This is a genomic window from Shimia isoporae (genome assembly GCF_004346865.1).
GTDB lineage: Bacteria > Pseudomonadota > Alphaproteobacteria > Rhodobacterales > Rhodobacteraceae > Shimia > Shimia isoporae.
The window spans coordinates 50,529-74,007 of sequence record NZ_SMGR01000001.1 but is presented as its reverse complement, the minus strand read 5'-3'; the positions used below and the strand labels follow the sequence as shown (position 1 = coordinate 74,007).

Here is a 23,479-nt window from a genome sequence, read left to right as displayed (position 1 = left end):
TTACCCTTTCATCCGGTCTGCGACCGCTTTGGTCACGGCGTCGGCATCAGCTTTGCCACCCAATGCTGCCACAACCTCGTTTGCGGTTGCGTCGGCAACTTCCTGGATGCTTTCCAGAGCGCCTGCACGGATCTCGGCGATTGCCTTCTCCGACTCGGCGGCCTTGGCGGAAATCTCCGCGTCTGCCTTTGCGGTTGCGTCGTCCAGCTCTGCCTGGATCTCAGCCTTGGTCTCGGCAATGATGCGCTGCGCTTCCGCACGGGCATCGGCCAGAGCCTTGTTGTAGGCTTCTTCCGCTTCCACAGCTTTCGCCTTCAGCTCTTCAGCTGCGGCGATGTCATTCGTAATGGTCCCCTGGCGCTCGGCCAGAACCGCGGCAATCCGCGGCAGCGCAATGCGCGACAGGACGAAATAGATCACGACCAGCGTGATCAGAAGCCAGAAAATCTGGTTGCCCCAGTTCGAGAAATCGAGCTGCGGCATGCCTGGTGCAGAGGCGGCCTCTGCGGCGTGGCTTGCGGCGTCAGTTGTTGTACTCGCCATAACGTCCTCCTGGGAACTTCCGTTAGATTACGGGTGGGGCGCTACGCGGCGCCCGCACCCGCACGTAAGGATGGTTCCGCGTGGATTAGACGGCGAACATCAGCAGCAGAGCGACCAGGAACGAGAAGATGCCCAGTGCTTCTGCGAATGCGATGCCGATGAAGAGGGTAGCAGTCTGCGAAGCAGCTGCGGACGGGTTGCGCAGAGCGCCGGCCAGGTAGTTGCCTGCAACGTTACCAACACCGATTGCGGCTGCGCCGGAACCGATAGCTGCGAGACCTGCGCCGATGTGTGCGAGTTGACCTTCCATTGGTGTATCTCCTTACGATTGGAAGTTAATAGATAGATGAGGGTTCAGAACCTTAGTGCGACGGATGCAGGGCATCTTTCAGGTACACACAGGTCAGAATGGTGAACACGTAAGCCTGGATGAAGGCCACGAGAACTTCGAGACCGTACATGGCCGTAATCGCCAGTACCGACACGGGGCTAACCACTGCAATCGCGGCAAAGCCTGCGAAAACCTTGATCACCGCGTGGCCTGCCATCACGTTACCCGCAAGACGGATAGAGTGGCTGACGGGGCGAACGAAGTAGGAAATCAGTTCGATGACCGCGAGGATCGGACGCAGCGCGAGCGGCGCGCTGGAAACCCAGAAGAGGCCAAGGAAGCCGGCACCGTTCTTGACGAAACCAACGACGGTCACGGTCAGGAACACCAGCAGAGCAAGCACGACAGTCACCGCAAAGTGGCTCGTGGTGGTAAAGGACATCGGGATCAGGCCAAGGAAGTTGGCGAAAACGATGAACATGAAGAGGGTCATGATGTAAGGGAAGAACTTGACGGCGTCCTTGCCGGCCACGTCTTCAACCATCTTGTAGATAAAGCCGTAAGCAAGCTCACCGATCGACTGGCTGCGGCTCGGCACGATTGCGCGACGACGTGTGCCGATCACCATCATTGCAATGACGGCCACAACGGCCAATGCCATCCAAAGGGTCGCGTTGGTTGGGGTGTACCAGTGGATTGTGTCGCCACCAAACAAAGGTTTGATGATGAACTGATCCATCGGGTGGAATACCAGACCGCCTTCTTCTGCGCCGTGTGCTTCGCTTGCCACGTTCAGTTCCTCTCGTTTTTCTCGGCCTCTTCGGCCAATTTCTCCGCCTCAATCTCTTTGGCTGACCGCATCATGGTTTTGATGCCCGCCGCGAGACCCAGCAATGTAAACAGCATCATGAAAATCGGGATTGTTCCAAACAGAACGTCGAGCCCGTATCCGATGCCAAAGCCGATCCCGAGACCGGCCACCAATTCAATCACCATGCGCCACGCCAGATTGGCTGCCGAATAGTGCTCGTCAACGCGGGGTTTCGGGTCCTGGGCTCTTTTGGCCGCCTCGATCCGGTCGTGCAGACGTTGCATCTGCTCCTTTTGATCCGGCTCGGTCACGCGCAAAAACCCCTCCGCTGACGTTGGCGCATTGCTATTGCGCACGAGGGTATGAGTCAACCGCGATGATCATGGCAACGGCCTCAATCTAAACAACTGTTTTAAAAGCGTTTTACGGAAAGGAAATCGAGAGCAACGTGCGCTGACACCCCACTCCAAAGGCCGATCATGCGGATTTCGCATATTCAACGAATTGGTTGAGTTTCGAAATGTAGGCACCTCTGACAGGTGTTGCGCTTGACCGCCGGAGCCCACCTCGCTACGCCCAAAGACGTGACCCAATCAAACGCCCTCGATACCGTCTTCTCGGCCCTCGCGGACCCAACGCGCCGCGAAATCCTCAATATGCTGCTTGAGGACGACATGGCAGTGACCGACGTGGCCGAGCCCTTTGACATGTCCCTCGCCGCGATATCGAAACATCTGGTTATCCTCGCCGGTGCCGGTCTGATCTCTCAGGAAAAGCGCGGTCGGGTGAAATGGTGCAAGCTGGAACCCGACGCCCTGCGCGCTGCTTCTGTCTGGATGCAGGGGTTTGGCCAATTCGAGCCCGTGAATCTCGACGCCTTCGAGCGGTTTCTGGAAACGGAGCTTACCGAGCCAGTGCCCGACACTGCTGCGAAGTCACCCGAATAAAGTCGCAGCCTCGGGAAACGGCTATCCTTCGTCCCTCAGCAACATCAGCAAAGCGCCGACCGTCAAGGCGACACCGACCAACACAAGGCCGGTTGGTGCCCCGTGGCCCAGCGCAACCTCCCAGCAGATCACCCATGTCGGCACCAGATAGGTATACGCCATAACCTTGGAACTCGGCAGTTCCAACGCCGCAAACTGCAACAGAACAAAAGTCGCCGCACTGGCAAAGACGGCAAGGTAGACAACGGTTACCCAAACCAGAGGCGGCAATTCCGCCCAATTGGTGCTGCGAAGGTCGCTCCAGCCCCACAGTGTCAGAACCGCCAACCCCGCGAGCAACATACCAAACGTGAAAACCACGGGCCGTTCACCACGATTCAACTTGCGCACCATAGGGGTGTAGGCGGCATGCGCCACACAGCCCCAGAAATAATAGACCTCGCCCTGCCCGACCTCGAAACGCAGAAACGCTGCCCAATCGGCCCGGAAAATCACCCAAAGCGCGCCGACAGCACCAAGCCCGAGCGCCAGAAACATCCACTTCGTGGTGATCTGGCGCAGCAAAACCCAGCCAAAGCCCGCCGACATCAACGGCGTCAAAGTGAAAACCGCAGCCGTGCTCACCGGATGAGCCGTTTTCAGACCCTCGAACATAAGTACAAAGTAGATTGCGAACAGCCCGCCAAGTACCAGATAGCGCCAAGGTGCGCGCAGGGCACTCGTGGGAATACCGCCCGTCACCATCGCGGCCACGCCAATCACAGCGCCAGCAATCAGGAAACGCACCGCGTTCAATGCTGCAGGGGCAACCTCATTTGCCACCATACCGCCAAGCGAAAAAGAGCCCGCCACAAGTGCGGAAAACGCGAGCATCGCCAGATGCCCCTTGGCGGCTCCTGTCATGAGGCAGTCCAGTCTTTGGCCTGCTCCTTCAAGAACGTCAGGAATGTCTGCACTTTGGTGGTACGGTGCAGGTCGACATGGGTCACCAAACGGATCGGCACCTCCCATTCGGGACGTGGTGGCAACACCTGATGCAGACAGGGATCGTCCTTCGCTGCCCATTGCGCCAGAAAACCGAGCCCTGCTCCAGACCGAACTGCTGCGGAAATCCCACGGTCAGACGTTGATCGGAACGTCACATTTGCCCGCGGCAACGCATCCTTCAGCCACTGATAAAAAGGTGCACGGCTGTCCTCGTTGTCATGACCGACAAACCTGTGGTTCAGCAGATCGGCTTCACCCTTGGGCATGCCCCAGCGTGCGATGTAGGCGTCTGACGCATATAGGGCCGAAGGCAAGCGCGCCAGTTCCTGCACGACATTATCAGGTTGCTCTTCGCCTTGTCCTGCGCGCACGGCCACATGGGCTTCGCCATATTCCAGCCGGAATACGCGGTCCCCCGTCAGAAAGCGCACAAGCAAGTCGGGGTGGGCCGCCTGAAAGTCGGCCAGAACAGGGGCCAAAAGGGGAGCGAAACCACCCAGAGATGTGACCACCAGTTCGCCCGATACGTCCTCGCCACGTCCTTTCATTCGGCCTTCGAGCTGACCGAACTGGTCATCCGTCGCCTGCGCAACCCGCATCAGGTCCTGTCCGGCTTCGGTTGCTGTGTATCCGCGCGCGTGACGTTGAAAGAGCTTCAAACCCAGCTTGCTCTCCAGCGAGTCGATGTGTCGGATCACCGTTGCATGGTGCACGCCAAGCACATCTGCCGCGCCACTGACAGTCCCAAGCCGTGCCACCTGATACGCTGTGCGTATTTCATCCCAGTTGTCCATGTCTCGTCCTTCGCTCGCCTTATGGTGCATTTTTCAACACTTCATGCGCACTCTGTGCAGTTGTGTGAAATTTTGCAATGGCTAAATCTGCCTTCAACATCGTCTACTCGCAACAAGGAACTCAGATATGTCCAGCACCGTCCTTCACATCGACGCCTCAGCCCGTTTCGCCGACAGCGCATCCCGCGCCAAATCGTCCGAACTGGTCGCGTCGCAAAACGCCGACACCGTCATCCGTCGTGATCTGACAGAGGGCCTGCCGTTCCTCGATGAAACCTTCACGAGCGCCACCTTCACGCCCGAAGAGAACCGGACCGAGGCACAGAAAGCGGCATTGGCGGTATCCGACGAACTCGTCGCCGAACTTCAGGCCGCCGACACAATCGTCATCGGCACGGCCATGTACAACTTCGCAATTCCCGCTGTGCTCAAGGCCTGGATCGACCAAATTGCCCGCGCCGGCGTAACCTTCGCCTACACCGAAAACGGCCCCAAGGGCCTGCTGGAAGGCAAGAAAGCCATCATCACCATCGCCACCGGCGGTACGCCTCTGGGCTCGGATTACGACTTCGCCTCCAACTACCTGCGCTTTGTCCTTGGTTTTGTCGGCATCACCGACGTGACCATTCTGGACAAAGACGGCAACGCAATCGAGGCCCGGGCGGCCTGACGAGCAAAGCCCCGTCCACGCTCCCCTAAAAAACCGGAAGGCGGCCGTCGGGCCGCCTCCAAGTCAAATCCGCACTCACGGAAAAGGGCGAAAGCTACGCCTGCAAGAACCGGCGCACGTTGGGCAACTCTGCCAACTGCGCCGGATCCACGCAAAAAACCGCATTTGGCGCTCCCGCCGCAGCCCAGACTTTGTCATGGGCCAGAAGGCTTTCGTCCATCCACGTATCCATGGGCGCGATGTGTCCCAGCGGCGCGACCCCACCGATCGCAAACCCTGTCTCGTTGCGAACACGCTTCGGGTCCGCCCGCTTCAAGCCTTCACCGAAAATTCCTTCCGCCTGCGCCATGTCCAACTCGTGGTGGCCGCCAAGCAAAACCAGCTTGAGCTCACCCGTATCAGCCCCCTCAAATACCAATGACTTCACGATCTGGCTGACGTCACAGCCGCAGGCCCTTGCGGCATCTGCCGCACTTCGGGTGGTCTCCGGCATCCGCAACACCTCCGCGATCAAACCCAATTCGGCCAAGGCCGCCTCAACCCGCGCAACGCTTTTGGACATGTCTATTCCCTGTTTAGAAATCCAGCGTTTCCACCTGCACGCCCAACCGGTCGAAAACCTGCCAGAGAGCGCTCACGTCCATGGCGATCGTGCGGTCATTGACCAACGGATGCATGTAAATGCGATCGGCATGGCGCACAGCGCTGTCAATGAAGAAACGCACGCCGTTCTCGACACCGTTGATCATTGCCAAAGGCGTCACCGCTCCGGGGCGGATTCCAAGATTCTGCATCAACCTGTCTGCCGAACCGAACGACAGGTTCCCGACTTCCAGCTGCGTGCCCAGCGCCTTCAGATCGATCTCCCGGTCCTGCTCCAGTGTGACCAGATAATTGCGTTTTTTCTTGTCCCGCAGATAGAGATTCTTCACGCGAAATGCCTTTTCGCCTTCGACAATCATTGCGGCTTCCACCGACTTTGCATCTTCGACCGTTCGCAGCGGCACATGTTCGTAAAGGACGAAATCCAAACCCCAGTCTTCCAGTTTTGCCAACAAGGCATCCGAACTGACCGGCAAACTGTCCTGATATGTTGAAGATGCGTCCATGACATTTCCTTCTCAACGCTGCCCAATGGTCATGCCCCAAGTGGTGACGTTCCGCAATTCTGTTTCCCCTCGAGGTCTGTCCAGCGCAGTGCGGGAGAAATCAAATACACTTAATAATTGAAGGAATCACCCAAGTATGCTCGCATAAGGTATATTTGAGGAGACTTCGCATGACTGCAGACTATCCCGATTATTCAAAGACAATTTCCGGCTCTACGACATACCACGATGGCAATACCGTCAACTGTCACAATGCCAACATCATTGTTGAAAACAGCAGCACCGCCACTTTCGCCAATATCGTTTGCACAGGTACCGCCTACCTGACCTGTAATGGCGATTTCGTGTTTGGCAGCACGCTTGTGATCGACAACCTGACTTGTGTGGATGCGGTCATAAGCACCAACACCAGCAGCACGATCGACATCAAGAATATTTCCGCCACCGGAACGGTCTCGATCAAGGTGGACAACTCGTCCACACTGCGCATCCGCGCCGGCTCGATCAATATCATCAAGGGCATTGTGGATCACGCAAGTACCGGCGTTTGCCGCGCAAGCCTTAATCAGGATCTGGTCACCCCGGAGCACGCGTCCACATGGGACGCCAGCCGCTAGACGGCCCTCCGGTCTTGCCGCGGCACCTTGCGTTTGGCGTTCGCGGCAGCCACCTCCCGGGCCAAAAGCTCGGGGAAAGGGCTGGCTGGCTCCCAAATCCGTGAATAGTCGGTCGGGCTGACGTCCCTGCCAAAGTCGCCCGACTGTTGACTCTACTGCCCCACAGGCGTAAACGCCCGCCAACACTCCGGGAGTCTGTCAAGCTTCCGGTCCCATGGCCTATGTGCCGGGATCGCCCCCCGTCAGCGAGTTTCGCCCACGGGGGACATTGGCGTTTGGGCGGTCCGTGCCTATCTTCGGACCTAAGTTTGAAACGGTGCTAAGGAGCCGAAAAGCGATGTTTGAAAATCTAAGCGAACGCCTTTCCGGCGTCTTTGATCGCCTCACCAAACAAGGTGCCCTTTCCGAGGACGACGTCAAAACCGCTCTGCGCGAAGTGCGCGTGGCCTTGCTAGAAGCCGACGTCTCGCTGCCTGTCGCGCGTGACTTTGTGAAAGCGGTACAGGAAAAAGCCACCGGACAAGCCGTCACCAAATCCGTCACGCCGGGCCAGCAGGTCGTCAAAATCGTCCATGACGAGTTGAAATCGGTTTTGGCGGGCGGCGACGAAGCTGACCTCGGTACCCTCAAGATCGACAACCCGCCTGCGCCCATCCTGATGGTCGGTCTTCAAGGCTCCGGTAAAACCACCACCACAGGTAAGCTGGCCAAACGCCTGACTGAAAAAGAAGGCAAGCGGGTGCTGATGGCCTCGCTCGACATCTACCGTCCGGCCGCGATGCAACAGCTGCAGGTGCTGGGCACTCAGATCGGTGTAGACACCCTTCCGATCGTTGCTGGCGAGTCCGCTGTTCAGATTGCCAAGCGCGCCAAGCAGCAGGCGACTCTGGGCGGCTACGACGTTTACATGCTCGACACCGCAGGCCGACTGCAAATTGACGAAGTCCTCATGAAAGAGGTCGAAGACGTCCGTGATGCCGTCAACCCGCGCGAGACCCTTCTTGTGGTCGACGGGCTGACCGGTCAGGTCGCGGTTGAGGTTGCCGAGGAATTTGACGGCAAGATCGGCATCTCCGGTGTCGTCCTGACCCGTATGGACGGTGATGGCCGCGGCGGTGCAGCCCTGTCCATGCGCGCCGTAACCGGCAAGCCGATCAAATTTGTCGGCCTGGGCGAAAAGATGGACGCGCTCGAAACGTTCGACCCCGACCGGATCGCAGGTCGCATTCTGGGCATGGGTGACATCGTTGCCCTCGTCGAAAAAGCTCAGGAAACCATCGAGGCCGAACAGGCCGAGAAAATGATGAAGCGCTTTATCAAGGGCCGCTTCAACATGAACGACATGAAATCCCAACTCGAGCAGATGCAGAAGATGGGGGGCATGGAAGGCCTGATGGGCATGATGCCCGGCATGGCCAAGATGGCCAAAGGCGTGCAGGACGCAGGCTTTGACGACAAAATGATCAAACGCCAGATCGCCATGATCGAGTCCATGACCAAGATGGAGCGGGCAAACCCGCAGATCCTGCAGGCGTCGCGCAAAAAACGCATCGCCAAAGGCTCCGGCATGGAAGTGTCCGACCTCAACAAGCTTCTCAAGATGCAGCGCCAGATGGGCGACATGATGAAGAAGATGGGCAAGATGGGCAAAGGCGGCATGCTCAAGCAGGCTATGAAAGCCATGGGCGGCAAAGGCGGCGCTGATCTCGCCAACATGGACCCCACCCAGATGGATCCCAAACAGCTGGAAGCCGCAGCCAAAGCCATGGGTGGCAAAGGCGGTCTTCCCGGCGGACTTCCCGGTCTGGGCGGCGGCATGGGCCTGCCTTCCGGCCTGTCCGGATTTGGCAAGAAAAAGTAACCCGTGATCGTCGCGCCCACCATATCGACCCCGCGCCTGACGCTGCGCCATCACGTGCTCGAAGATTTCGAGCCGATGGCGAAGCATTTCGCGACGGATTGGGCGCAATACATGGGCGGCCCGATTTCCAGCGATGAACTCTGGCGCTGGCTGGGTGCCGAAGTCACAAGCTGGCAATGGCTGGGCTATGGCAGCTGGGCGGTTGACCTAACCGCAACCGGTGCCCTGATCGGACAAGTCGGGATCAACAAACCGCCCCGTTTTGCGGAACCTGAACTCGGATGGTGCTTCTTCCCCGAAGCACAGGGGCAGGGTTACGCGCTGGAAGCGGCCACTGCGGCGCGCAACTGGGCGTTTGAAACCCAAGGCATGACCACGCTGGTCAGCTACATCGACCCGCCGAACGCGCCCTCGATCCGTCTCGCCGAAAAACTTGGCGCCGAGCGCGATGAGAACGCAAACCGCCCCAGCCCAAACGATCTGGTCTACCGCCACTTCCCGTCCGACAGCGACGGCAGCCCGGAGGCCTACGCATGAGTCTCTCGCTGAACATCCCAACTGTTGAAACCGACCGCCTGATCCTGCGCGGCTTCCGCGAAAGCGATCTTGATGCCGTGTATGCTTTCAACCAGACGGAGCGCAGCCACTGGGTCGGCGGCCCCAAAGAGACGCGCCACGAATGCTGGCGTGTCATCATCGGCATCCTCGGCCACTGGGCCGTGCGCGGCTATGGCTTCTGGATGATTGAAGAGAAAGCCACCGGCACACAGGCTGGCGGAGTCGGCATTATTCATCACGAAGGCTGGGACGAACCTGAAATTGGTTGGCACCTGTACGAAGGCTTCGAAGGCAAAGGCATCGCCTACGAGGCCGCCCTCGCCGCACGCACCTATGCCGCCCACAACTTCGCCATCCCCGCGCCGATCAGCTATATCGACCCGAAAAACACCCGCTCCGTTGCGCTTGCCAAACGCCTTGGCGCGACCTTCGAACGCGACGGCGAAGTGATGGGCCACGCCTGTCATGTCTACCGCCATCCGGTGACAGAGGTGGCGGCATGAGCAACGTCGTGATCCCCGTTCTGGAAACCAAACGCCTTGTCTTGCGTGGACCGGAGCCAGAGGACTATCCGAATTTCAAGGCCACCTTCGCCTCCTACCGTTCCCGCTTCATGGGCGGTCCGCTGAATGCCTATGAAACATGGATGCTATATGCGGCTGAAATCGGCCACTGGGACATCCGCGGCTACGGCATGTGGATGATCCACGACAAGGATACCGATGAAACGCTCGGCATGGCTGGCGGCTGGATGCCGGCGAAATGGCCAGAGCGCGAAATCGCTTGGATCATCTGGCCTGAAAAAGCCGGCCACGGATACGCACTCGAGGCGACCCACGCCGCACGCCGCTATTTTTACAACGAGTTGGGCTGGGACAGCGCCGTGTCCTACATCGACCCCAAAAACCTCGACTCCATCCGCCTTGCCGAACGCCTTGGCGCCGTAAAGGACAAAGAGGCACCCTCCGTGGATGGCCATGACGTTGTTTATCGCCACCCGTCCGCTGACACTTTGCGCACGACGCAACTTGGCGATGCCATCGAAATGGAAATCAGCCATTACGCCGACCCGATGTTCAAACCGAAAGGCTACGCTCTTGACTGACCACACCCAACGCGCCGCCGAATTGCTCAAAGGTTACCGCGAAAGCATCGACCGCCTCGACGCAATCCTCGTCTACACGTTGGGCGAGCGGTTCAAAGCAACACAGGCTGTCGGGAAACTGAAAGCCGAACACGACCTTCCCCCGTCCGATCCGGATCGCGAAGCGAAACAGATTGCACGTCTTGAAGATCTTGCGAAGAAGGCCGACCTGGACCCTGAATTCGCCAAGAATTTCCTGAACTTCATCATTGCTGAGGTCATTCAGCACCACAAGAAGCATCAGGAATAACTAACCGTTGGGCAGATTGACCCTGCTCTTCGACACCAACCCGCACCGTGCTGGTGCACATACCAAAAGCACCCCGGTGCACACGCCATTATAGGAGATAAACCCATGGCTATGAAAATTCGTCTCGCCCGCGGCGGTTCCAAAAAGCGCCCCTTCTACCGCGTCGTTGCAGCTGACTCGCGCATGCCGCGTGACGGCCGTTTCATCGAGAAACTGGGCACCTACAACCCGCTGCTGCCCAAAGACAGCGAAGAGCGCGTAAAACTGAACATGGAACGCGTTCAGTACTGGCTGGACCAAGGCGCACAGCCGTCTGACCGTGTGGCTCGTTTCCTCGAAGCAGCCGGCACTCTGGAAAAGAAAGAGCGCAACAACCCGAAGAAAGCCGAACCCGGCCAGAAAGCCAAAGACCGCGCTGAAGAAAAAGCAGCCAAAGCGGCAGAAGCTGCCGAAGCACCTGCTGAAGAAGAAGCAGCCGCAGAAGAATAAGTTGGACGGGTGCCGGAATGAGCGATTTTTCTCAGGATTTCCGGTCCGATCTGACTCGGCTCATGCAGTGGCGGCGCGACGTGCGTCGCTTCCGCACCGATCCAGTGGACGAGGCGCTCCTGACGGAGTGCCTCTCCTCATTTCTCTTAGCCCCTTCTGTGGGCTTGTCGGAACCTTGGCGCGTTGTACGCGTTAGATCCGAGGCTGCCCGCGCCGCCGCACTCAGAAATTACGAGACCGCCAACGCCGAAGCCCTTGCAAGCTACTCCGACGATCGCGCCGCACTTTACGCGCGTCTGAAACTTTCCGGCATGCGGGAAGCGCCGGAGCAACTGGCGGTTTACTGCGACGACTCCACTCCAAAGGGCGCCGGACTGGGCGCCGCAACGATGCCTGAGATGCGCCGGTATTCAGTCGTCGGTGCGATTACCCAGTTCTGGCTCACGGCACGCGCCCACGGTCTCGGGGTCGGTTGGGTCTCGATCCTTGATCCCGTTCAGCTCAACAACGATCTGGACGTGCCATCTGAATGGTCTCTCGTCGCATATCTCTGCGTGGGCTGGCCCGAGACGCTATCGGACACTCCCGAACTTGCCAAAGTCGGCTGGGAAGAGCGCGACGTAGACCTGCCCGTCCAAAACCGTTAGAGCCCTCCAGCGACCCCGACGCCACACCGACGCGTTGCAGACGTTTTGCAGACTGGCCCAATGCCTCTCCCTTGCACCACGCCCCCCAATCCGTCAAAACAGAACCCAAGACCAAAAGGGGCCAAACCCATGACAACCAGCGATCCCGAGATGATCTGCGTCGGCGCCATCGGAGGCGCCTATGGCGTGCGCGGCGAGGTGCGGCTGAAATCCTTTACCGCAGATGCTCAGGCCATTGCCGACTATGGCCCACTTGTTACCGGCGATGGCGCTATGGAATTTGAGGTGACTATCACGAGGGCTGTAAAAAACGGCCTTGCTGTCCATCTGTCGGGTATCGCAACAAAAGAACAGGCCGACGCCCTGAAAGGCGTGCAACTTTATGTGCCACGCGACCGTCTGCCAGATACCGAAGAAGACGAGTTCTACTACACAGATCTTGTTGGGCTTGAGGTCCGCGACACCGGAGGTACGGTCCTTGGCACCGTAAAATCCGTGCAAAATCACGGCGCAAGCGACTTGCTAGAGGTTCAGGGTCCGGCACTGAAGGCCACCGTTTTGCTGCCTTTCACCCGCGCAGCCGTGCCCACCGTCGACATTTCTGCCGGTCGCATCATAGCCGACCCGCCAGAGGGGCTCTTCTAGGATGGCACCGTCTTTTCGGATGCATTTGAAACAAGCTGCGCTTGCTCTGCTTGGGACATCGGCCAATTGTGCCGCCACGTACAGGAGCCTGTGTTTATGAAGATTCTCGTACACAGCGGCTTTCACAAGACCGGCACAACCAGCGTCCAGAAAATGCTGGTGCATAACCGCGCCCGTCTGGAACGGCATATCCGCTTCCTGACCAAGCCCGGTATGATTGGCGCCTGCGAAGCCGCCCGTGCATACTCCGTCAGCCGCCACCCCGCCGACCTGACAGAATTTGCTTCCGAAATCGCTGCCGTATTCGAAGAAGTCGACACGTCTGACCCACGCCCGTTGATCCTCAGTTCCGAAGACCTTTCCGGCCATATGCCCGGTCGCCGCGGCCTCACCAGCTACGATGCGGCGCCCTTGCTGATGAAGGCGATTGCCAACACTGCCGAGGCGGCCTTCGCCGAGCGGCCGGACTTGATTTTCTACTATTCCACGCGCACTTCAGACGACTGGCTGCGCAGTTGCTACGCCCAACACCTGCGCGCCATTCGGATGACGATGACCTTTGGCGAATACCGCAGCCAATACGCCGAAAGCGCCGATCTTGATGCCATCATCAACCGGGTGCGTGACACGGTGGGGCCGTACAAGGTCGTATCCGCCCCTCTCGAAGAGGCAGGCGCGCGTCCGATTGGGCCGCTCGCGACGATTATGGACGCTCTGGAAATGCCCGGCCGCGCGCGACGCCATCTGGACATCCTGCCGCCAGCCAACGTGTCAATGCCGGAGGAACTTCTGGACGCCATGCTTCTGGCCAACCGCTCGGATCTGAGTGACAGCGAAGTGTCCAAGGCCAAATCCGAAGCGCGCCGCATCTGGCTCACCGGCGATCTCTGACATGGGTGGCGCGTGACATGGCGTCCAAAACCCGCCCCCTGATTATCCACGCCGGTTTTCACAAAACCGGCACAACCACGCTTCAACGCACCCTGCGCGAAAACCGCGACGCCCTAAAGCGCCACTGCAATATCCACTTCAAGTGGAAAATCCGCCCTTTGGTCCATGCGACGTGCGGCTATTCCACTTGGCGCGATCCGCTCACACTTGGAAAGGTATCCGTGCGCGCCGACGAATACTGGGCCGCTCAGCCGACATTCAAAAGCCGGGCACTTATCCTTTCCGCAGAACAGTTGGCCGGCCACTTGCCAGGGCGGCCTGACGTACCCGACTACCGCACCGCCGTACCGATCCTCAGCGAGATTGTCGCTTCTGCCCGCCGTCGCTTCGAGAAAACCGATCAGGAGGCGGATATTCGCATCGTGATGACCACGCGCCAGCCCGATGCGTGGATCGAAAGCGCCTATTGGGAGCACGTCAAATCTTCGGGGATCACCATGGATGTGGACCAGTTCAGGACACAAGTAGGCCCCGTGGCCGATCAACGCCCCGTGCTGGAGGAATTGGCCGAAAGCATCGCTCCAGCCCCCGTCATCCCCCTCGCGCTGGAACATTGGCAGAGCCTGCCCTTGGGACTCGCGGCGCCTCTACTCGATCTGGCCGAAGTACCACCGAAAGTGCGCGACTCGCTTACGCCAGCAACTCCGCAGAACACCCGACTACCACAGCCCCTTCTGGATGAACTACTGGACCTCAACCGCAAAATCAGCGACAGGGAGGCCCGCAACGCTGCCAAGGATGCGTTGATGGCCGCCCATGAAAGGAGCCAGCGAGGTGAGTGACAAAACCGAAAAATCCCGCTCTCACGGACGCATCTCGATAACTGCGTCGCTGAAACCTCGCGAGTTGATGGACACCAATCCCCGCCTCGCGGGTGTCTGGACAGCGCAGATCATCACGCTCTTTCCCGATGCTTTCCCCGGTGTACTGGGCGAAAGCCTGACAGGGCGTGCGCTCAGGGACGGAAAATGGCAGCTGCACACCACCAACCTGCGGGATTTCGGCGTCACCAAGCACCGCAACGTGGACGACACGCCCGCGGGCGGCGGCGCAGGTATGGTCCTGAGACCGGACGTGCTTGGCAACGCTATTGAAACCGCCATGGCTGGCGCACGCGGCAACTGGCCTCTCGTATATCTTTCTCCTCGCGGCCGTCGTTTTGACCAGCGCATGGCAAGGGCATGGTCCAAGGCAGACGGCATCACCATGCTTTGCGGTCGCTTCGAAGGCGTCGACCAACGGGTGCTGGACCACTACAACATCATGGAAGTCAGCCTTGGAGATTTCGTTCTCACGGGGGGCGAAATCGCAGCGCAAGCCATGATCGATGCCACGGTCCGCCTGCTTCCCGACGTGCTGGGCAACGAGGAAAGCACCGTTGACGAAAGCCACTCGGCCGGCCTCTTGGAGCATCCGCAATACACCCGCCCGGCAGAATGGAAGGGCCGCTCCATTCCTGACGTTCTGATGTCAGGCCATCACGGCAACGTTGAAAAGTGGCGCCGCGAAATGTCCGAAGCCCTCACTCGGGACCGGCGACCCGATATGTGGGCCGCCCACGAAGCCAAAAAGAAGTAAGCAACCGCAATCAAAAGCCGCGCCCCGATCCTCCCACTGGATCGGGGCGCGGAGGCCCTGAGTTGGGGACAAACTCAGGGGCGATCGGCGCGTTGTTCCCCAGAACCCACACGCGCCAATTCCTTGGTAATTTCCTTGATGACGTAACTGCGCATCGGTCCAAAGCGGCAGGTCCGCGTGATCTCCTGTGCAGCACAGAAACGGGTGATCGAATTCAAGGTGCGGGCGGTCAGGAGCCCCGAGCGGCGTCCCGTCGCATACCCACGTTCCGTCAATTCCCGCTGGAGGACATAAACATAGGCGTTTTTGTCCACGCGAGACACCAGGTACAGCACACGTGCGAAGTCTTCATCTGACGCGTTAGCAACGATCTCGTCCGCGGCGGTCCAGAACGCGCGACCCTTGTGCTTCTCTGACGCGAGCCAGAGTGTTTCCTCTCCGCGCACCTTGCCGCGCAGAAGCGGATGGGAAAGCAATTCCTCCCGCTCCGGCATCATGTCCGCATTGCCACGCAATCCTTTCACCAATGCCTCCGCCGCGCGCCCGCCATCCCTGTTTTCCGGATCGCGTGCGACAGCGAGTAGATTTGCCTCGATCACATTCGCATCCGCTTCAAAGACGTCTCCGGACTTCAAACCCTGAAACACGATCCCCATCGATCGCACATGACCGGCTTGAGCGGCCTCAAGAAGACCGGCCCGACCTGCCTCCACATCCGAGGCCTCTCCGAATTTTTGAAAATAGTGATACTCAGCCCACGTCGGCGCTGCTGCGTCTACGTCCCGCGCCATCGCGGCTTCAAGCTGAGCCACCGCGTCGCCTGTCCTGCCTTCCGAAACCAACAGCTTGGCGTATCCAACCCGCGCCCTGTCCCGACCTGCAGCGATTGCGGCCTCATACCAGCGCGCGGCGGCCTCCATATCAACCGCCGTGCCGACGCCTCTGGAAAGATAGTAACCAAGCTTTTCCTGAGCCGGGCTATACCCTTCCTGCGCCAATGCCGACATGGTCAGGAACGCAGCATCCGGATCCGCGGATTTCCGCAGGTTTTCCGCAGTTGTGTAACGTTGTTTGGGTGTCAGCTCTTCGACTGACTCCGTTGCCGCAGCCGCCGGTTCAAGCCACATGACAAGCGCCATACACTTTGCGCTCACTGATAATAACCGAAACATGAGAACCTCCAGTAGTGGGATGCCCTCAAGCTAAACAGTGGCCGACCTAATTCCGCGCTCCGAAAAGTATGTTGCGACACTCAAAAGGATAGCGCTTGTCGCCTTTGTGATCGTCAGGTGCCGAGCCGGTCGCGCCAACGAACCCAGGCTTCCGGACTGCCGCGAAACACGTTGATGTCCACTTCCCCGTCTACGCCCGGCACCTCACCGGTGCCCGTATACTGCCAAAAGGTCCAACGCCCACCCGGATAAACTTCACTGGGGTGACCCGCCACCGACCGCAGCCAAAATTCGGTACCGCCGATGTCTCCAATACCGGTGTCCTGATAAAAATCGACCGTCGTATAGATGATGGGCCGACGGTCATAGTGCGCTTGAAGGATGGCCAGAAACTTGCGCGCCTCGGATCGCACTTTGGCCCCGCTTGGCCGTTTCGTGCACGTCTTGGAACGGGGCGTCCATTCCATATCGAGCACGTGTGGCAAGTCCGCTCCGCGCGGCACATTCCGGATGAACCAGCGCGCCTGCTCTTCCGCGGACCGGCAGAAGTAATAGTAGTGATACGCGCCCCAGGGCACGCCGGCCGCCTGCGCGCCACGGCGATGTTCCGCAAACCGCGGGTCAGCCAGGTCGCCGCCTTCCGTCGCTTTGAAGAAGGCAAAGCTCACACCGGCTTTGCGCGCTTTTTCCCAATCGATTGTACTCTGCCAGCGAGAAGCGTCGATGCCATGGATAGGATAACTCTGGGGCTTTCTGTTTCCCCAATCGTAGGGGTCGAAATCGCCGAACTTGGGATAGGTCACGAGGCGCGAGACTTCTGCCTGCAACTGTGCCGCTTGTTGGTCTGCCACCGTCACCGGCTCCACCTGCGGGCGGCTGCATGCAACAAGAATTCCTGCCAACGCCAGAACCAAAGGAAAAACCCGCATCACCCGCACCTCACCCAACATGTTTCGCCGGCCCGTTTTGCAGCCGTTGTCACAAGACTACGCGGCACAATATTCCGAGCCTAGTCAAATGTCCGTGCAATACAGGCTTTCCAGCCCTAAGCCGCCTTTTTGCTCTCTAGAAATGACATTTTCTCTTTGTGTCCTCGAAGCGCGGGCCATCCAATGGCTGCCACAAGAAGGACGCCCAGCTTGTTCAGCAGGGCAAACACAAGTGCATCTAGAAACCATCCAAGCGGCATCCCCAACGCCCCCCAGAACTCTGGCAAGGTTGCAAATGCTTCAAATAACCAACGGCCAGTTGCGGCGTGAACGGCCAAGCCGATCCAGAAACCCGCGCAATAGGGGCACCGCCACTGCTCATACAGCGTCTGCAACGACGTTGGCAGTTTTCCGACTCCTTTCAGAAACCACGTACCCCAGTGCGGTAGATGCTCCCAAAACAACATGTGGATTGCGACCCCCAGCAAAACATTTTCGATGGCCATTGCACCCTCCCATTTAGTTTGCCTAACTTACTTAATTTCAAGAAATTGACCTCACGACGCACCTCGTGGTTCAGCTTTTGGACAGCAACTCTTCCACCTCGGAAACGACGCTTTCATAAATCCTCGTGCCGCCGGCCAGTTTGATCTGTCCTTCGCGGGTCAAAACAATGTGCTGCGCGCGTGCGTCCTTTTTGCACTGAAAACGCTCCACCAACCCGCGATCTTCGAGCTTGGAGATCATCGTGCTGGCACTCGCCTTGGTCACGCCCAACGCATCCACAATGTCCTGCAAGTGTTGACCATGTGAGTCTTCATACCGCAGACGGTCCGCTTCGGCCTGAACCGCGCTGAGGTATTCGAATTCCGAAAAGCTCAACCCTGCATCGCGCGCCTGTTTGCTCCAGGCGCGGTGGCACAATTGATGTACTTGCTGTATCTGCTTGGCGCGGTCTGGCATTAGGGCTCCAACATAGTCAGCTTAACTAACTATATTAATCTGCCCCTGAGTCAATCCGACTTGCGCCCTCCCCCACTTTCGCTTAAACACCGCCCGTCCGCGTCTCTCATGAGTCGTTCGGGCCTGCTGTGCATTGCGCTTGGTGTCGGTTTCTTCGTCGCGCCCCTGCATCGTCGGCAGACACAGACAAGAAAAGACGACCTGATCTCTGGCGGGCGCAACATGCGGACCCGGAAGAAGACCGAGAGCTCTGAGGTGCATCAAACCTTTGCGGACCAAACCGCAAGCAGATTAGGAGATGGTCAGATGGATCTGATCGCACAGCTTGAGGCGGAACAAGTAGCCGCCCTGGGGAAAGATATCCCCGACTTCAAAGCCGGCGACACCGTTCGCGTAGGCTTCAAGGTGACCGAAGGTTCCCGCACCCGTGTGCAGAACTACGAAGGCGTTTGCATCAGCCGCAAAAACGGCGCGGGCATTGCCGGTTCGTTCACCGTTCGCAAGATTTCCTTTGGCGAAGGCGTGGAACGTGTGTTCCCGCTGCACTCGACCAACATCGACAGCATCACAGTTGTACGTCGTGGTCGCGTTCGTCGCGCCAAACTGTACTACCTGCGCTCGCGTCGCGGTAAATCCGCGCGTATCGCAGAAGACACCACCTACAAGCCCAAGAAAGCGTAAGGAGCGGTATCATGAAAAAAGACACTCATCCCGATTACCACTTCATCGACGTCAAAATGACCGACGGCACCATCATCAAGATGCGTTCGACCTACGGTTCCGAGGGCGACACTCTGGCACTCGACGTTGACCCGACCGTGCACCCCGCATGGAACGGCGGCAACACCCGCCTGATGGACGCCGGTGGCCGCGTGTCCAAGTTCAAAAAGAAATACGAAGGCCTGGGCTTCTAAGCACCGCTTTCATGTTTTCGGAAAACGCCGCTCCATTTGGGGCGGCGTTTTTTATTGCGCCAAAACAGGCGCAATTTCTGTCCCGCCAATTCCATATCACTTCACAACCAAAAGTATTGAAAAAATCACTTTTAAGATGAGTAAGACTCGCTTAACCCTAATGAAACGAACTAGAAAAGATCTTGGAAAATGGCAACTTATACGAATATCGAATCTGAAACTCTCCGCGATTATCTAACGACTGATTTCGCAGATTATCAGCAAAACAATACACCACGCGTTTTCCAAACGGCCGCCGGCGGCACAAACGTTGGCTTCTTCTTCGGGGAGGCCTTAGATGGCTCAATGCGTCTTTATGGAAACGATCTTGTCGTCGAGAACGGCGAGCTCGTGTCGGGTACGATAACATCCATAGATTTCAATGATCGCGGCTACGTTACCCTCGACAATATCTACGGCACCTCAGGACTTGGCCAACTGACCGGACTGAGTTGGTCTGCGCTCGAACTTCAATCCCTCTTGGACGCAGCAGCGGAGGGAGAGTGGTGGGTCTTCTCTGACGGTATTTTGGACTTGGTCGACACTGTCCACACAAAGACAACTGGTTGGGAATATTTTTCATTGGCAGACTACCCCGATGCAACAAAGTTTGTTTTAGGCAGAGGAGATACCTATTGCTACGTGAGTTTTGCAAACGAAGAAGCGCACGGGTCAATGACAATAAACGGCGGATTAGGGAATGACACACTAGCCTTTCTTGACCTACCGACAGACGAATTCGGAGTTTTGGGATCATTCACCATAAATCTCGAAGAAGGCACGTTCCAAACCCTCAACGGCATTACCCACCACTTTCTGAATTTTGAAACCGTGAACGCCACCCAAGCGGATGACACTTTCATCGGCTCCAAGGACGCAGAAAACTATATGCACGGCTATTCCGGGGACGATACTCTCATCGGTGGAAACCTGTCGGACACGCTCGAAGGCGGATACGGCAACGACTCAATTTTTGCGGGCGCCGGCGATGACATCATATACGGTACCCTGGACACGAACCTGTATACGGCGCACTCGGATACCATCGATGGTGGCGACGGTATCGACACTTTCTCGCTTCAATATGAGTGGTTGGACTCGCTGATTGATCTGACCAACTCTCAGCCTACGCATAATGGTTCTACCCACCATTTCACAGACGTGGAAAACGTAATTGCATCCTGGGGAGACGACACAATCATCGGAAGTGATGTCGCAAACAAAATTGAAGGAAGTGGCGGCGACGACTTTCTTTTTGGCGGTATTGGCGATGATACTCTTTTGGGCGGTTTCGACTCTGACCAGATGTACGGCGGCGCCGACAACGACCGGCTAGAGGGCGGAGACGGCTGGGACCTTCTGGAAGGCGGAGACGGCAAAGACGTTTTACGCGGAGACGACGGCTACGATACACTCATCGGCGGTACGGGTGCTGACATCCTGCACGGAGGCAACGGAAACGACACGGCCTTCGGCGGTCAGGGATCTGACCGGTTCTGGGGCGGCAACGGACAAGACTCCTTTGCTGGCGGCAACGGAAACGACAAAGCCTTCGGTCAGAACAACGACGATATCCTGGAAGGCGGCAACGGTGCTGATAGTCTGTTCGGCGGCAGCGGCTTCGATACGCTCACCGGCGGAGCAGGGGATGATCTTTTGAACGGTGGCGGCAACGGCGACACCTTCATTTTCAAAGACGGACACGGCGACGATACAATCACCGATTTCAACGAAGAAAACGATCTGGAAAAAGTCGATCTGTCGGCCATCAGTGACATCTCCGACATCAACGACTTGCTGACCAACCACATTCTCTCCTCCGTCGGAGGCGATGTGGTGATTGACACAGGGACAGGCACCATCACCCTTCAGCGCGTGGACATTCTGAAACTTGACGCGGACGACTTCATCTTCTGACGCTATTCTGACCCAACGGGAGCGCGATGCCGGCTCACTCGGTGCGCGCGCCCACCCAATCTCGAAATGTGTGGCTGAATCGGTCACCGCCACGGGTGTCTTGCGTCAAAGCCCCTTTGAAAACCGGTTTATCACCCGGATCGTCCTCATTCTCCCAACCGGATTTTCTGATTGGGAGTAGGCGTTTCTCGCAGGAGCAGGCCGTCATTACTGCGGATTGGCAAATTCGCTTTTTCGCAGTTGCCCCGGCCCGTCATTTCTCTGCCGCTGAAGTTCCCCAAGATAAAATTGCGGAATGCACGACAAACTGGCGCGCCGACCACGCTGCCTAGGCCATCAAAACAGCCGGAGCGCTGGCCTCGAGACCGAACACAGCCTCCTCCAAAAGGCAGACATTCCGACCGACGCTGGTGTATTTCCCAGTCGCCACAGAGACATAGCTACCCTTCTGTCTGATCGGGTATTCGTCGCGCCGATGAAATCCGCTTTTTGCTTGGTCGATGTCCGTGTCGCCCTGCGCAACGATCACGCCAGCCTTGACCAGTCGCAAGTTCGGCATTGGGAAGGTTGGGAACACCGTGCGAAATCCGGCCACGTTGTCCTCCAGAACCCTCTGGGCAACGGCCTGTTCGACTGGACCTGCCTGCAACGCCCGCCAGCGCGCCGGCAACGGTTGCAGCGGCAGCCTTTCTTCGATGCAGGACGGATACCAGGACAGAAAGGCATGTGGGCCAACAGGTGGCACAACCATGCTGCCAAAGGCCCCATGCGTGACCACGATGGATCCGATGTCCCGCAAAACATCGTTGCTTTCAACAACCACGCTGTACTTCAGCCGCAGGCTTTCCTCGGCGGCCACCTCCAATCCCATGGCAGCATCAAAGAGCCCCCGCGCTTCCCAAAGGCAATTCACCACCAAACCCGCAGTGCAGGTCGTCATCATGCCGTCCGTAGCCCGCAGGGACACGCTCATGGCTTCCGCACCCTTTGGCTCGATCGCCAGAACGTCACGGCCCAAGGCAAGCTCGATCCGGGGATGAGCCCGTACAGCCGCCTCGATCAGCGCGTTCAATCGCTGCTGATCCAAGCAAACTTCTGCACTCTCGAAAGCGCTCACAATAGCGTCCGAATTCACAGTCCGAGGCAATTCGGTGGGTCGGAAAAGCCTGTCGGGACGGGTTCCGACATACGTGACGCGCTGATCCCGCAGGCCTTCAAGAAACGCCCCCTCCAACCGTGCCCAGAACCTCGCCAAATCCTCCGGAGACAAATGGCTGTCGCGATGCACCAGATAAGTCGACGCTTTCGCTCGCAGCCCTGCCCAGTCAGGGGTCTGTCCCAGCAAACGCTCCACCGTTGGCGCAAAGGCAAGCGCATCCTGCACCATTCGCTCTGCCGTACGAAAGCTGGCATCCATTGCATAGAGCATGCCTGAGTGAATGCGTCCCTCGTAGTTGAGACTTGCTTTGCTCAACATAGCTTCAGCGCGATCCACCAAAGTGACTCGCCGCCCTCGTTGCGCCATCATCAGCGCCGCGAGTGATCCCTGTATACCTGCCCCGAGAACCAGAACATCACGCTGCATACTGATCCACCCCCGACCAGCGTAGGTCTGTTGCACGGCTGGCTTCCGCATCCGGTCCGCCCGCCGCAAGATACTCAAACCGTACGGGACCCTTGCTGCCGACGCTCTCCGCGAACCTTCCGCCATTTTCCAGCACGTCCGTCACCGCGTAGTTCGCGAGCGCGCTCTCGCCGAAACGTGCCTTTACCGCCTCGACCATGAGCTCTGTCGCATCCAGATACGCCTGCGACCCGAATTCCCACTGTCGATGCGTGCTCTCCGGATAATACCTCTTTGCCAATGCATCGACGGGTACAAAGGCCAGCCGTCCAGCCAGACCCAGTGAAAACAACCAGACCCGCTCCGAAAGGATTGTGCCGGGCGTTGCCTTGAACCGACACCGCGCATCTTGCGCCACTTGCCGGCGGATCACGCCCTTGAATGCGCCGTTAAATCGCCCCTGCCACACAAGCCGAAGCACATCGTCCAGCGTCCAACTGCGTGCATCTGGGTTTTCTTCCGCATTTAGCTCGTCACGGTCCTCAAGGCGGTTGCCGTCAAGATCGAAGGCCCGCACCTGTCCGCAGGCCAGCACCGCGTCCGGTTGCTGATCCAACGCGGCACAGAGCCGTCGGGTCGCCTCCTTGGTTGTACTGTCATCATGCGGCAGAATTTGCAGGTATTGTCCCCGTGCCAGCGTGATCAAGTCCGCAATATTCTCAACCCAGTTCATGTTGGATGCATCACAGATGACGCGCAGGTTTGCCACATCAGACAGCCTCTCCTGCAAGCGATAGCAAAACGCATGGTCCCCGTTGCGGTCCGCAAGGATGATCTCAACGTCACGCCCGGCCAATTCACGCACGTTTTCTTCGATGATCGCAAGAAACCGTTCGGATCGGTAAAGCGGGATAAGATGAGACACGCGCAAGTCCCTGCCGTCCGTCTTTCCGGTCGCGTTCAGAAAACGACGACCGCTAGAAATCAAACTTTTGAACAAACCGCGCATCCCGAGTTCCGACCTCACCTCCGAAGCCTGATGCCCTGCG

31 protein-coding genes are annotated in these 23,479 nt (G+C 58.2%); 17 read left to right on the top strand and 14 right to left on the bottom strand.

The genetic code is table 11. From position 1 onward, the window contains the following. The 4 genes from BXY66_RS00395 to BXY66_RS00380 form a co-directional block, all read right to left on the bottom strand. Complete coding sequence (locus BXY66_RS00395; protein ID WP_132858213.1) at positions 1 to 543, bottom strand: F0F1 ATP synthase subunit B'; 543 nt, start codon at positions 541 to 543, stop codon at positions 1 to 3. Between the two features lie 85 nt (positions 544 to 628). After that, on the bottom strand, positions 629 to 853 hold the full coding sequence (locus BXY66_RS00390; RefSeq protein WP_022572950.1) for a F0F1 ATP synthase subunit C: 225 nt from the start codon (positions 851 to 853) through the stop codon (positions 629 to 631). 52 nt (positions 854 to 905) lie between these two features. Next, positions 906 to 1,664 (bottom strand): F0F1 ATP synthase subunit A, encoded by a 759-nt coding sequence (locus BXY66_RS00385; protein ID WP_132858212.1) that lies wholly within the window; start codon positions 1,662 to 1,664, stop codon positions 906 to 908. 2 nt (positions 1,665 to 1,666) lie between these two features. Beyond that, complete coding sequence (locus BXY66_RS00380; RefSeq protein WP_132858211.1) at positions 1,667 to 1,996, bottom strand: AtpZ/AtpI family protein; 330 nt, start codon at positions 1,994 to 1,996, stop codon at positions 1,667 to 1,669. Between the two features lie 237 nt (positions 1,997 to 2,233). On the opposite strand from BXY66_RS00380, the gene BXY66_RS00375 reads away from it, so the two are divergent. Continuing rightward, entirely contained in the window at positions 2,234 to 2,632 is a 399-nt protein-coding gene (locus BXY66_RS00375; protein ID WP_243694258.1) for an ArsR/SmtB family transcription factor, read from the top strand. Positions 2,633 to 2,653: 21 nt separating this feature from the next. Here BXY66_RS00375 and BXY66_RS00370 read toward each other — a convergent pair whose 3' ends face one another. Together BXY66_RS00370 and BXY66_RS00365 are read right to left on the bottom strand one after the other, a co-directional pair. Next, entirely contained in the window at positions 2,654 to 3,535 is an 882-nt protein-coding gene (locus BXY66_RS00370; RefSeq protein WP_132858210.1) for a DMT family transporter, read from the bottom strand. Continuing rightward, entirely contained in the window at positions 3,532 to 4,413 is an 882-nt protein-coding gene (locus tag BXY66_RS00365) for a LysR family transcriptional regulator (protein WP_132858209.1), read from the bottom strand. The genes BXY66_RS00370 and BXY66_RS00365 overlap by 4 nt, the downstream gene beginning before the upstream one ends. A gap of 127 nt (positions 4,414 to 4,540) precedes the next feature. Between BXY66_RS00365 and BXY66_RS00360 the strand changes: the two genes are divergently transcribed. Then, positions 4,541 to 5,083: an FMN-dependent NADH-azoreductase gene (locus tag BXY66_RS00360; protein ID WP_132858208.1), complete on the top strand. Its 543-nt coding sequence runs from the start codon at positions 4,541 to 4,543 to the stop codon at positions 5,081 to 5,083. A gap of 94 nt (positions 5,084 to 5,177) precedes the next feature. Here BXY66_RS00360 and BXY66_RS00355 read toward each other — a convergent pair whose 3' ends face one another. Further along, positions 5,178 to 5,645: a YbaK/EbsC family protein gene (locus BXY66_RS00355; protein WP_132858207.1), complete on the bottom strand. Its 468-nt coding sequence runs from the start codon at positions 5,643 to 5,645 to the stop codon at positions 5,178 to 5,180. 13 nt (positions 5,646 to 5,658) lie between these two features. After that, complete coding sequence (locus BXY66_RS00350) at positions 5,659 to 6,192, bottom strand: prolyl-tRNA synthetase associated domain-containing protein (protein WP_132858206.1); 534 nt, start codon at positions 6,190 to 6,192, stop codon at positions 5,659 to 5,661. 170 nt (positions 6,193 to 6,362) lie between these two features. Between BXY66_RS00350 and BXY66_RS00345 the strand changes: the two genes are divergently transcribed. From BXY66_RS00345 to trmD, 12 genes are all read left to right on the top strand, one after another. Further along, a complete protein-coding gene (locus tag BXY66_RS00345) occupies positions 6,363 to 6,809 on the top strand; it encodes a hypothetical protein (protein WP_132858205.1) in 447 nt (148 codons plus the stop codon). 337 nt (positions 6,810 to 7,146) lie between these two features. Next, a complete protein-coding gene (gene ffh, locus BXY66_RS00340) occupies positions 7,147 to 8,670 on the top strand; it encodes a signal recognition particle protein (RefSeq protein ID WP_132858204.1) in 1,524 nt (507 codons plus the stop codon). A gap of 3 nt (positions 8,671 to 8,673) precedes the next feature. Beyond that, positions 8,674 to 9,207, top strand: a complete 534-nt coding sequence (locus tag BXY66_RS00335; protein ID WP_341785781.1) for a GNAT family N-acetyltransferase — start codon at positions 8,674 to 8,676, stop codon at positions 9,205 to 9,207. After that, a complete protein-coding gene (locus tag BXY66_RS00330) occupies positions 9,204 to 9,731 on the top strand; it encodes a GNAT family N-acetyltransferase (RefSeq protein ID WP_132858203.1) in 528 nt (175 codons plus the stop codon). The genes BXY66_RS00335 and BXY66_RS00330 overlap by 4 nt, the downstream gene beginning before the upstream one ends. Then, entirely contained in the window at positions 9,728 to 10,333 is a 606-nt protein-coding gene (locus tag BXY66_RS00325; RefSeq protein ID WP_132858202.1) for a GNAT family N-acetyltransferase, read from the top strand. Before BXY66_RS00330 ends, BXY66_RS00325 begins: the two co-directional genes overlap by 4 nt. Then, positions 10,326 to 10,622 (top strand): chorismate mutase, encoded by a 297-nt coding sequence (locus tag BXY66_RS00320; RefSeq protein WP_243694257.1) that lies wholly within the window; start codon positions 10,326 to 10,328, stop codon positions 10,620 to 10,622. The genes BXY66_RS00325 and BXY66_RS00320 overlap by 8 nt, the downstream gene beginning before the upstream one ends. 105 nt (positions 10,623 to 10,727) lie before the next feature. Next, on the top strand, positions 10,728 to 11,111 hold the full coding sequence (rpsP, locus tag BXY66_RS00315) for a 30S ribosomal protein S16 (protein WP_132858200.1): 384 nt from the start codon (positions 10,728 to 10,730) through the stop codon (positions 11,109 to 11,111). A gap of 17 nt (positions 11,112 to 11,128) precedes the next feature. Beyond that, positions 11,129 to 11,758 (top strand): 5,6-dimethylbenzimidazole synthase, encoded by a 630-nt coding sequence (bluB, locus tag BXY66_RS00310; RefSeq protein ID WP_132858199.1) that lies wholly within the window; start codon positions 11,129 to 11,131, stop codon positions 11,756 to 11,758. A gap of 129 nt (positions 11,759 to 11,887) precedes the next feature. Further along, complete coding sequence (rimM, locus tag BXY66_RS00305; RefSeq protein ID WP_132858198.1) at positions 11,888 to 12,403, top strand: ribosome maturation factor RimM; 516 nt, start codon at positions 11,888 to 11,890, stop codon at positions 12,401 to 12,403. A 96-nt stretch (positions 12,404 to 12,499) separates the two neighbouring features. After that, positions 12,500 to 13,294: a hypothetical protein gene (locus BXY66_RS00300; RefSeq protein WP_132858197.1), complete on the top strand. Its 795-nt coding sequence runs from the start codon at positions 12,500 to 12,502 to the stop codon at positions 13,292 to 13,294. A gap of 17 nt (positions 13,295 to 13,311) precedes the next feature. Next, positions 13,312 to 14,136, top strand: a complete 825-nt coding sequence (locus BXY66_RS00295) for a hypothetical protein (RefSeq protein ID WP_132858196.1) — start codon at positions 13,312 to 13,314, stop codon at positions 14,134 to 14,136. Beyond that, positions 14,111 to 14,932 (top strand): tRNA (guanosine(37)-N1)-methyltransferase TrmD, encoded by an 822-nt coding sequence (gene trmD, locus BXY66_RS00290; RefSeq protein ID WP_132858195.1) that lies wholly within the window; start codon positions 14,111 to 14,113, stop codon positions 14,930 to 14,932. The genes BXY66_RS00295 and trmD overlap by 26 nt, the downstream gene beginning before the upstream one ends. Before the next feature lie 74 nt (positions 14,933 to 15,006). On the opposite strand, the gene BXY66_RS00285 is transcribed toward trmD, so the two are convergent. The 4 genes from BXY66_RS00285 to BXY66_RS00270 form a co-directional block, all read right to left on the bottom strand. After that, the gene (locus tag BXY66_RS00285; RefSeq protein WP_132858194.1) at positions 15,007 to 16,104 is read right to left on the bottom strand and encodes an SEL1-like repeat protein; all 1,098 of its coding nucleotides are present in this window, start codon (positions 16,102 to 16,104) and stop codon (positions 15,007 to 15,009) included. 113 nt (positions 16,105 to 16,217) lie between these two features. Beyond that, the gene (locus BXY66_RS00280) at positions 16,218 to 17,033 is read right to left on the bottom strand and encodes a glycoside hydrolase family 25 protein (RefSeq protein ID WP_132858193.1); all 816 of its coding nucleotides are present in this window, start codon (positions 17,031 to 17,033) and stop codon (positions 16,218 to 16,220) included. 116 nt (positions 17,034 to 17,149) lie between these two features. Next, positions 17,150 to 17,539, bottom strand: a complete 390-nt coding sequence (locus BXY66_RS00275) for a hypothetical protein (protein WP_132858192.1) — start codon at positions 17,537 to 17,539, stop codon at positions 17,150 to 17,152. 70 nt (positions 17,540 to 17,609) lie between these two features. Next, the gene (locus BXY66_RS00270) at positions 17,610 to 17,996 is read right to left on the bottom strand and encodes a MarR family winged helix-turn-helix transcriptional regulator (protein ID WP_132858191.1); all 387 of its coding nucleotides are present in this window, start codon (positions 17,994 to 17,996) and stop codon (positions 17,610 to 17,612) included. 306 nt (positions 17,997 to 18,302) lie between these two features. Here BXY66_RS00270 and rplS point away from each other — a divergent pair, with 306 nt between their 5' ends. The 3 genes from rplS (at position 18,303) to BXY66_RS00255 (ending at position 20,866) form a co-directional block, all read left to right on the top strand. After that, complete coding sequence (gene rplS, locus BXY66_RS00265) at positions 18,303 to 18,677, top strand: 50S ribosomal protein L19 (RefSeq protein WP_132858190.1); 375 nt, start codon at positions 18,303 to 18,305, stop codon at positions 18,675 to 18,677. A gap of 11 nt (positions 18,678 to 18,688) precedes the next feature. Beyond that, on the top strand, positions 18,689 to 18,910 hold the full coding sequence (gene rpmE, locus BXY66_RS00260) for a 50S ribosomal protein L31 (RefSeq protein WP_132858189.1): 222 nt from the start codon (positions 18,689 to 18,691) through the stop codon (positions 18,908 to 18,910). Positions 18,911 to 19,099: 189 nt separating this feature from the next. Continuing rightward, positions 19,100 to 20,866, top strand: coding sequence for a calcium-binding protein (locus tag BXY66_RS00255; RefSeq protein ID WP_132858188.1), 1,767 nt, complete (start codon positions 19,100 to 19,102; stop codon positions 20,864 to 20,866). Positions 20,867 to 21,194: 328 nt separating this feature from the next. Here BXY66_RS00255 and BXY66_RS00250 read toward each other — a convergent pair whose 3' ends face one another. Continuing rightward, positions 21,195 to 22,502: an FAD-dependent oxidoreductase gene (locus tag BXY66_RS00250; RefSeq protein WP_165929065.1), complete on the bottom strand. Its 1,308-nt coding sequence runs from the start codon at positions 22,500 to 22,502 to the stop codon at positions 21,195 to 21,197. Further along, positions 22,441 to 23,355 (bottom strand): glycosyltransferase family A protein, encoded by a 915-nt coding sequence (locus BXY66_RS00245; RefSeq protein WP_165929064.1) that lies wholly within the window; start codon positions 23,353 to 23,355, stop codon positions 22,441 to 22,443. Before BXY66_RS00245 ends, BXY66_RS00250 begins: the two co-directional genes overlap by 62 nt. Between the last annotated feature and the right edge of the window lie 124 nt (positions 23,356 to 23,479).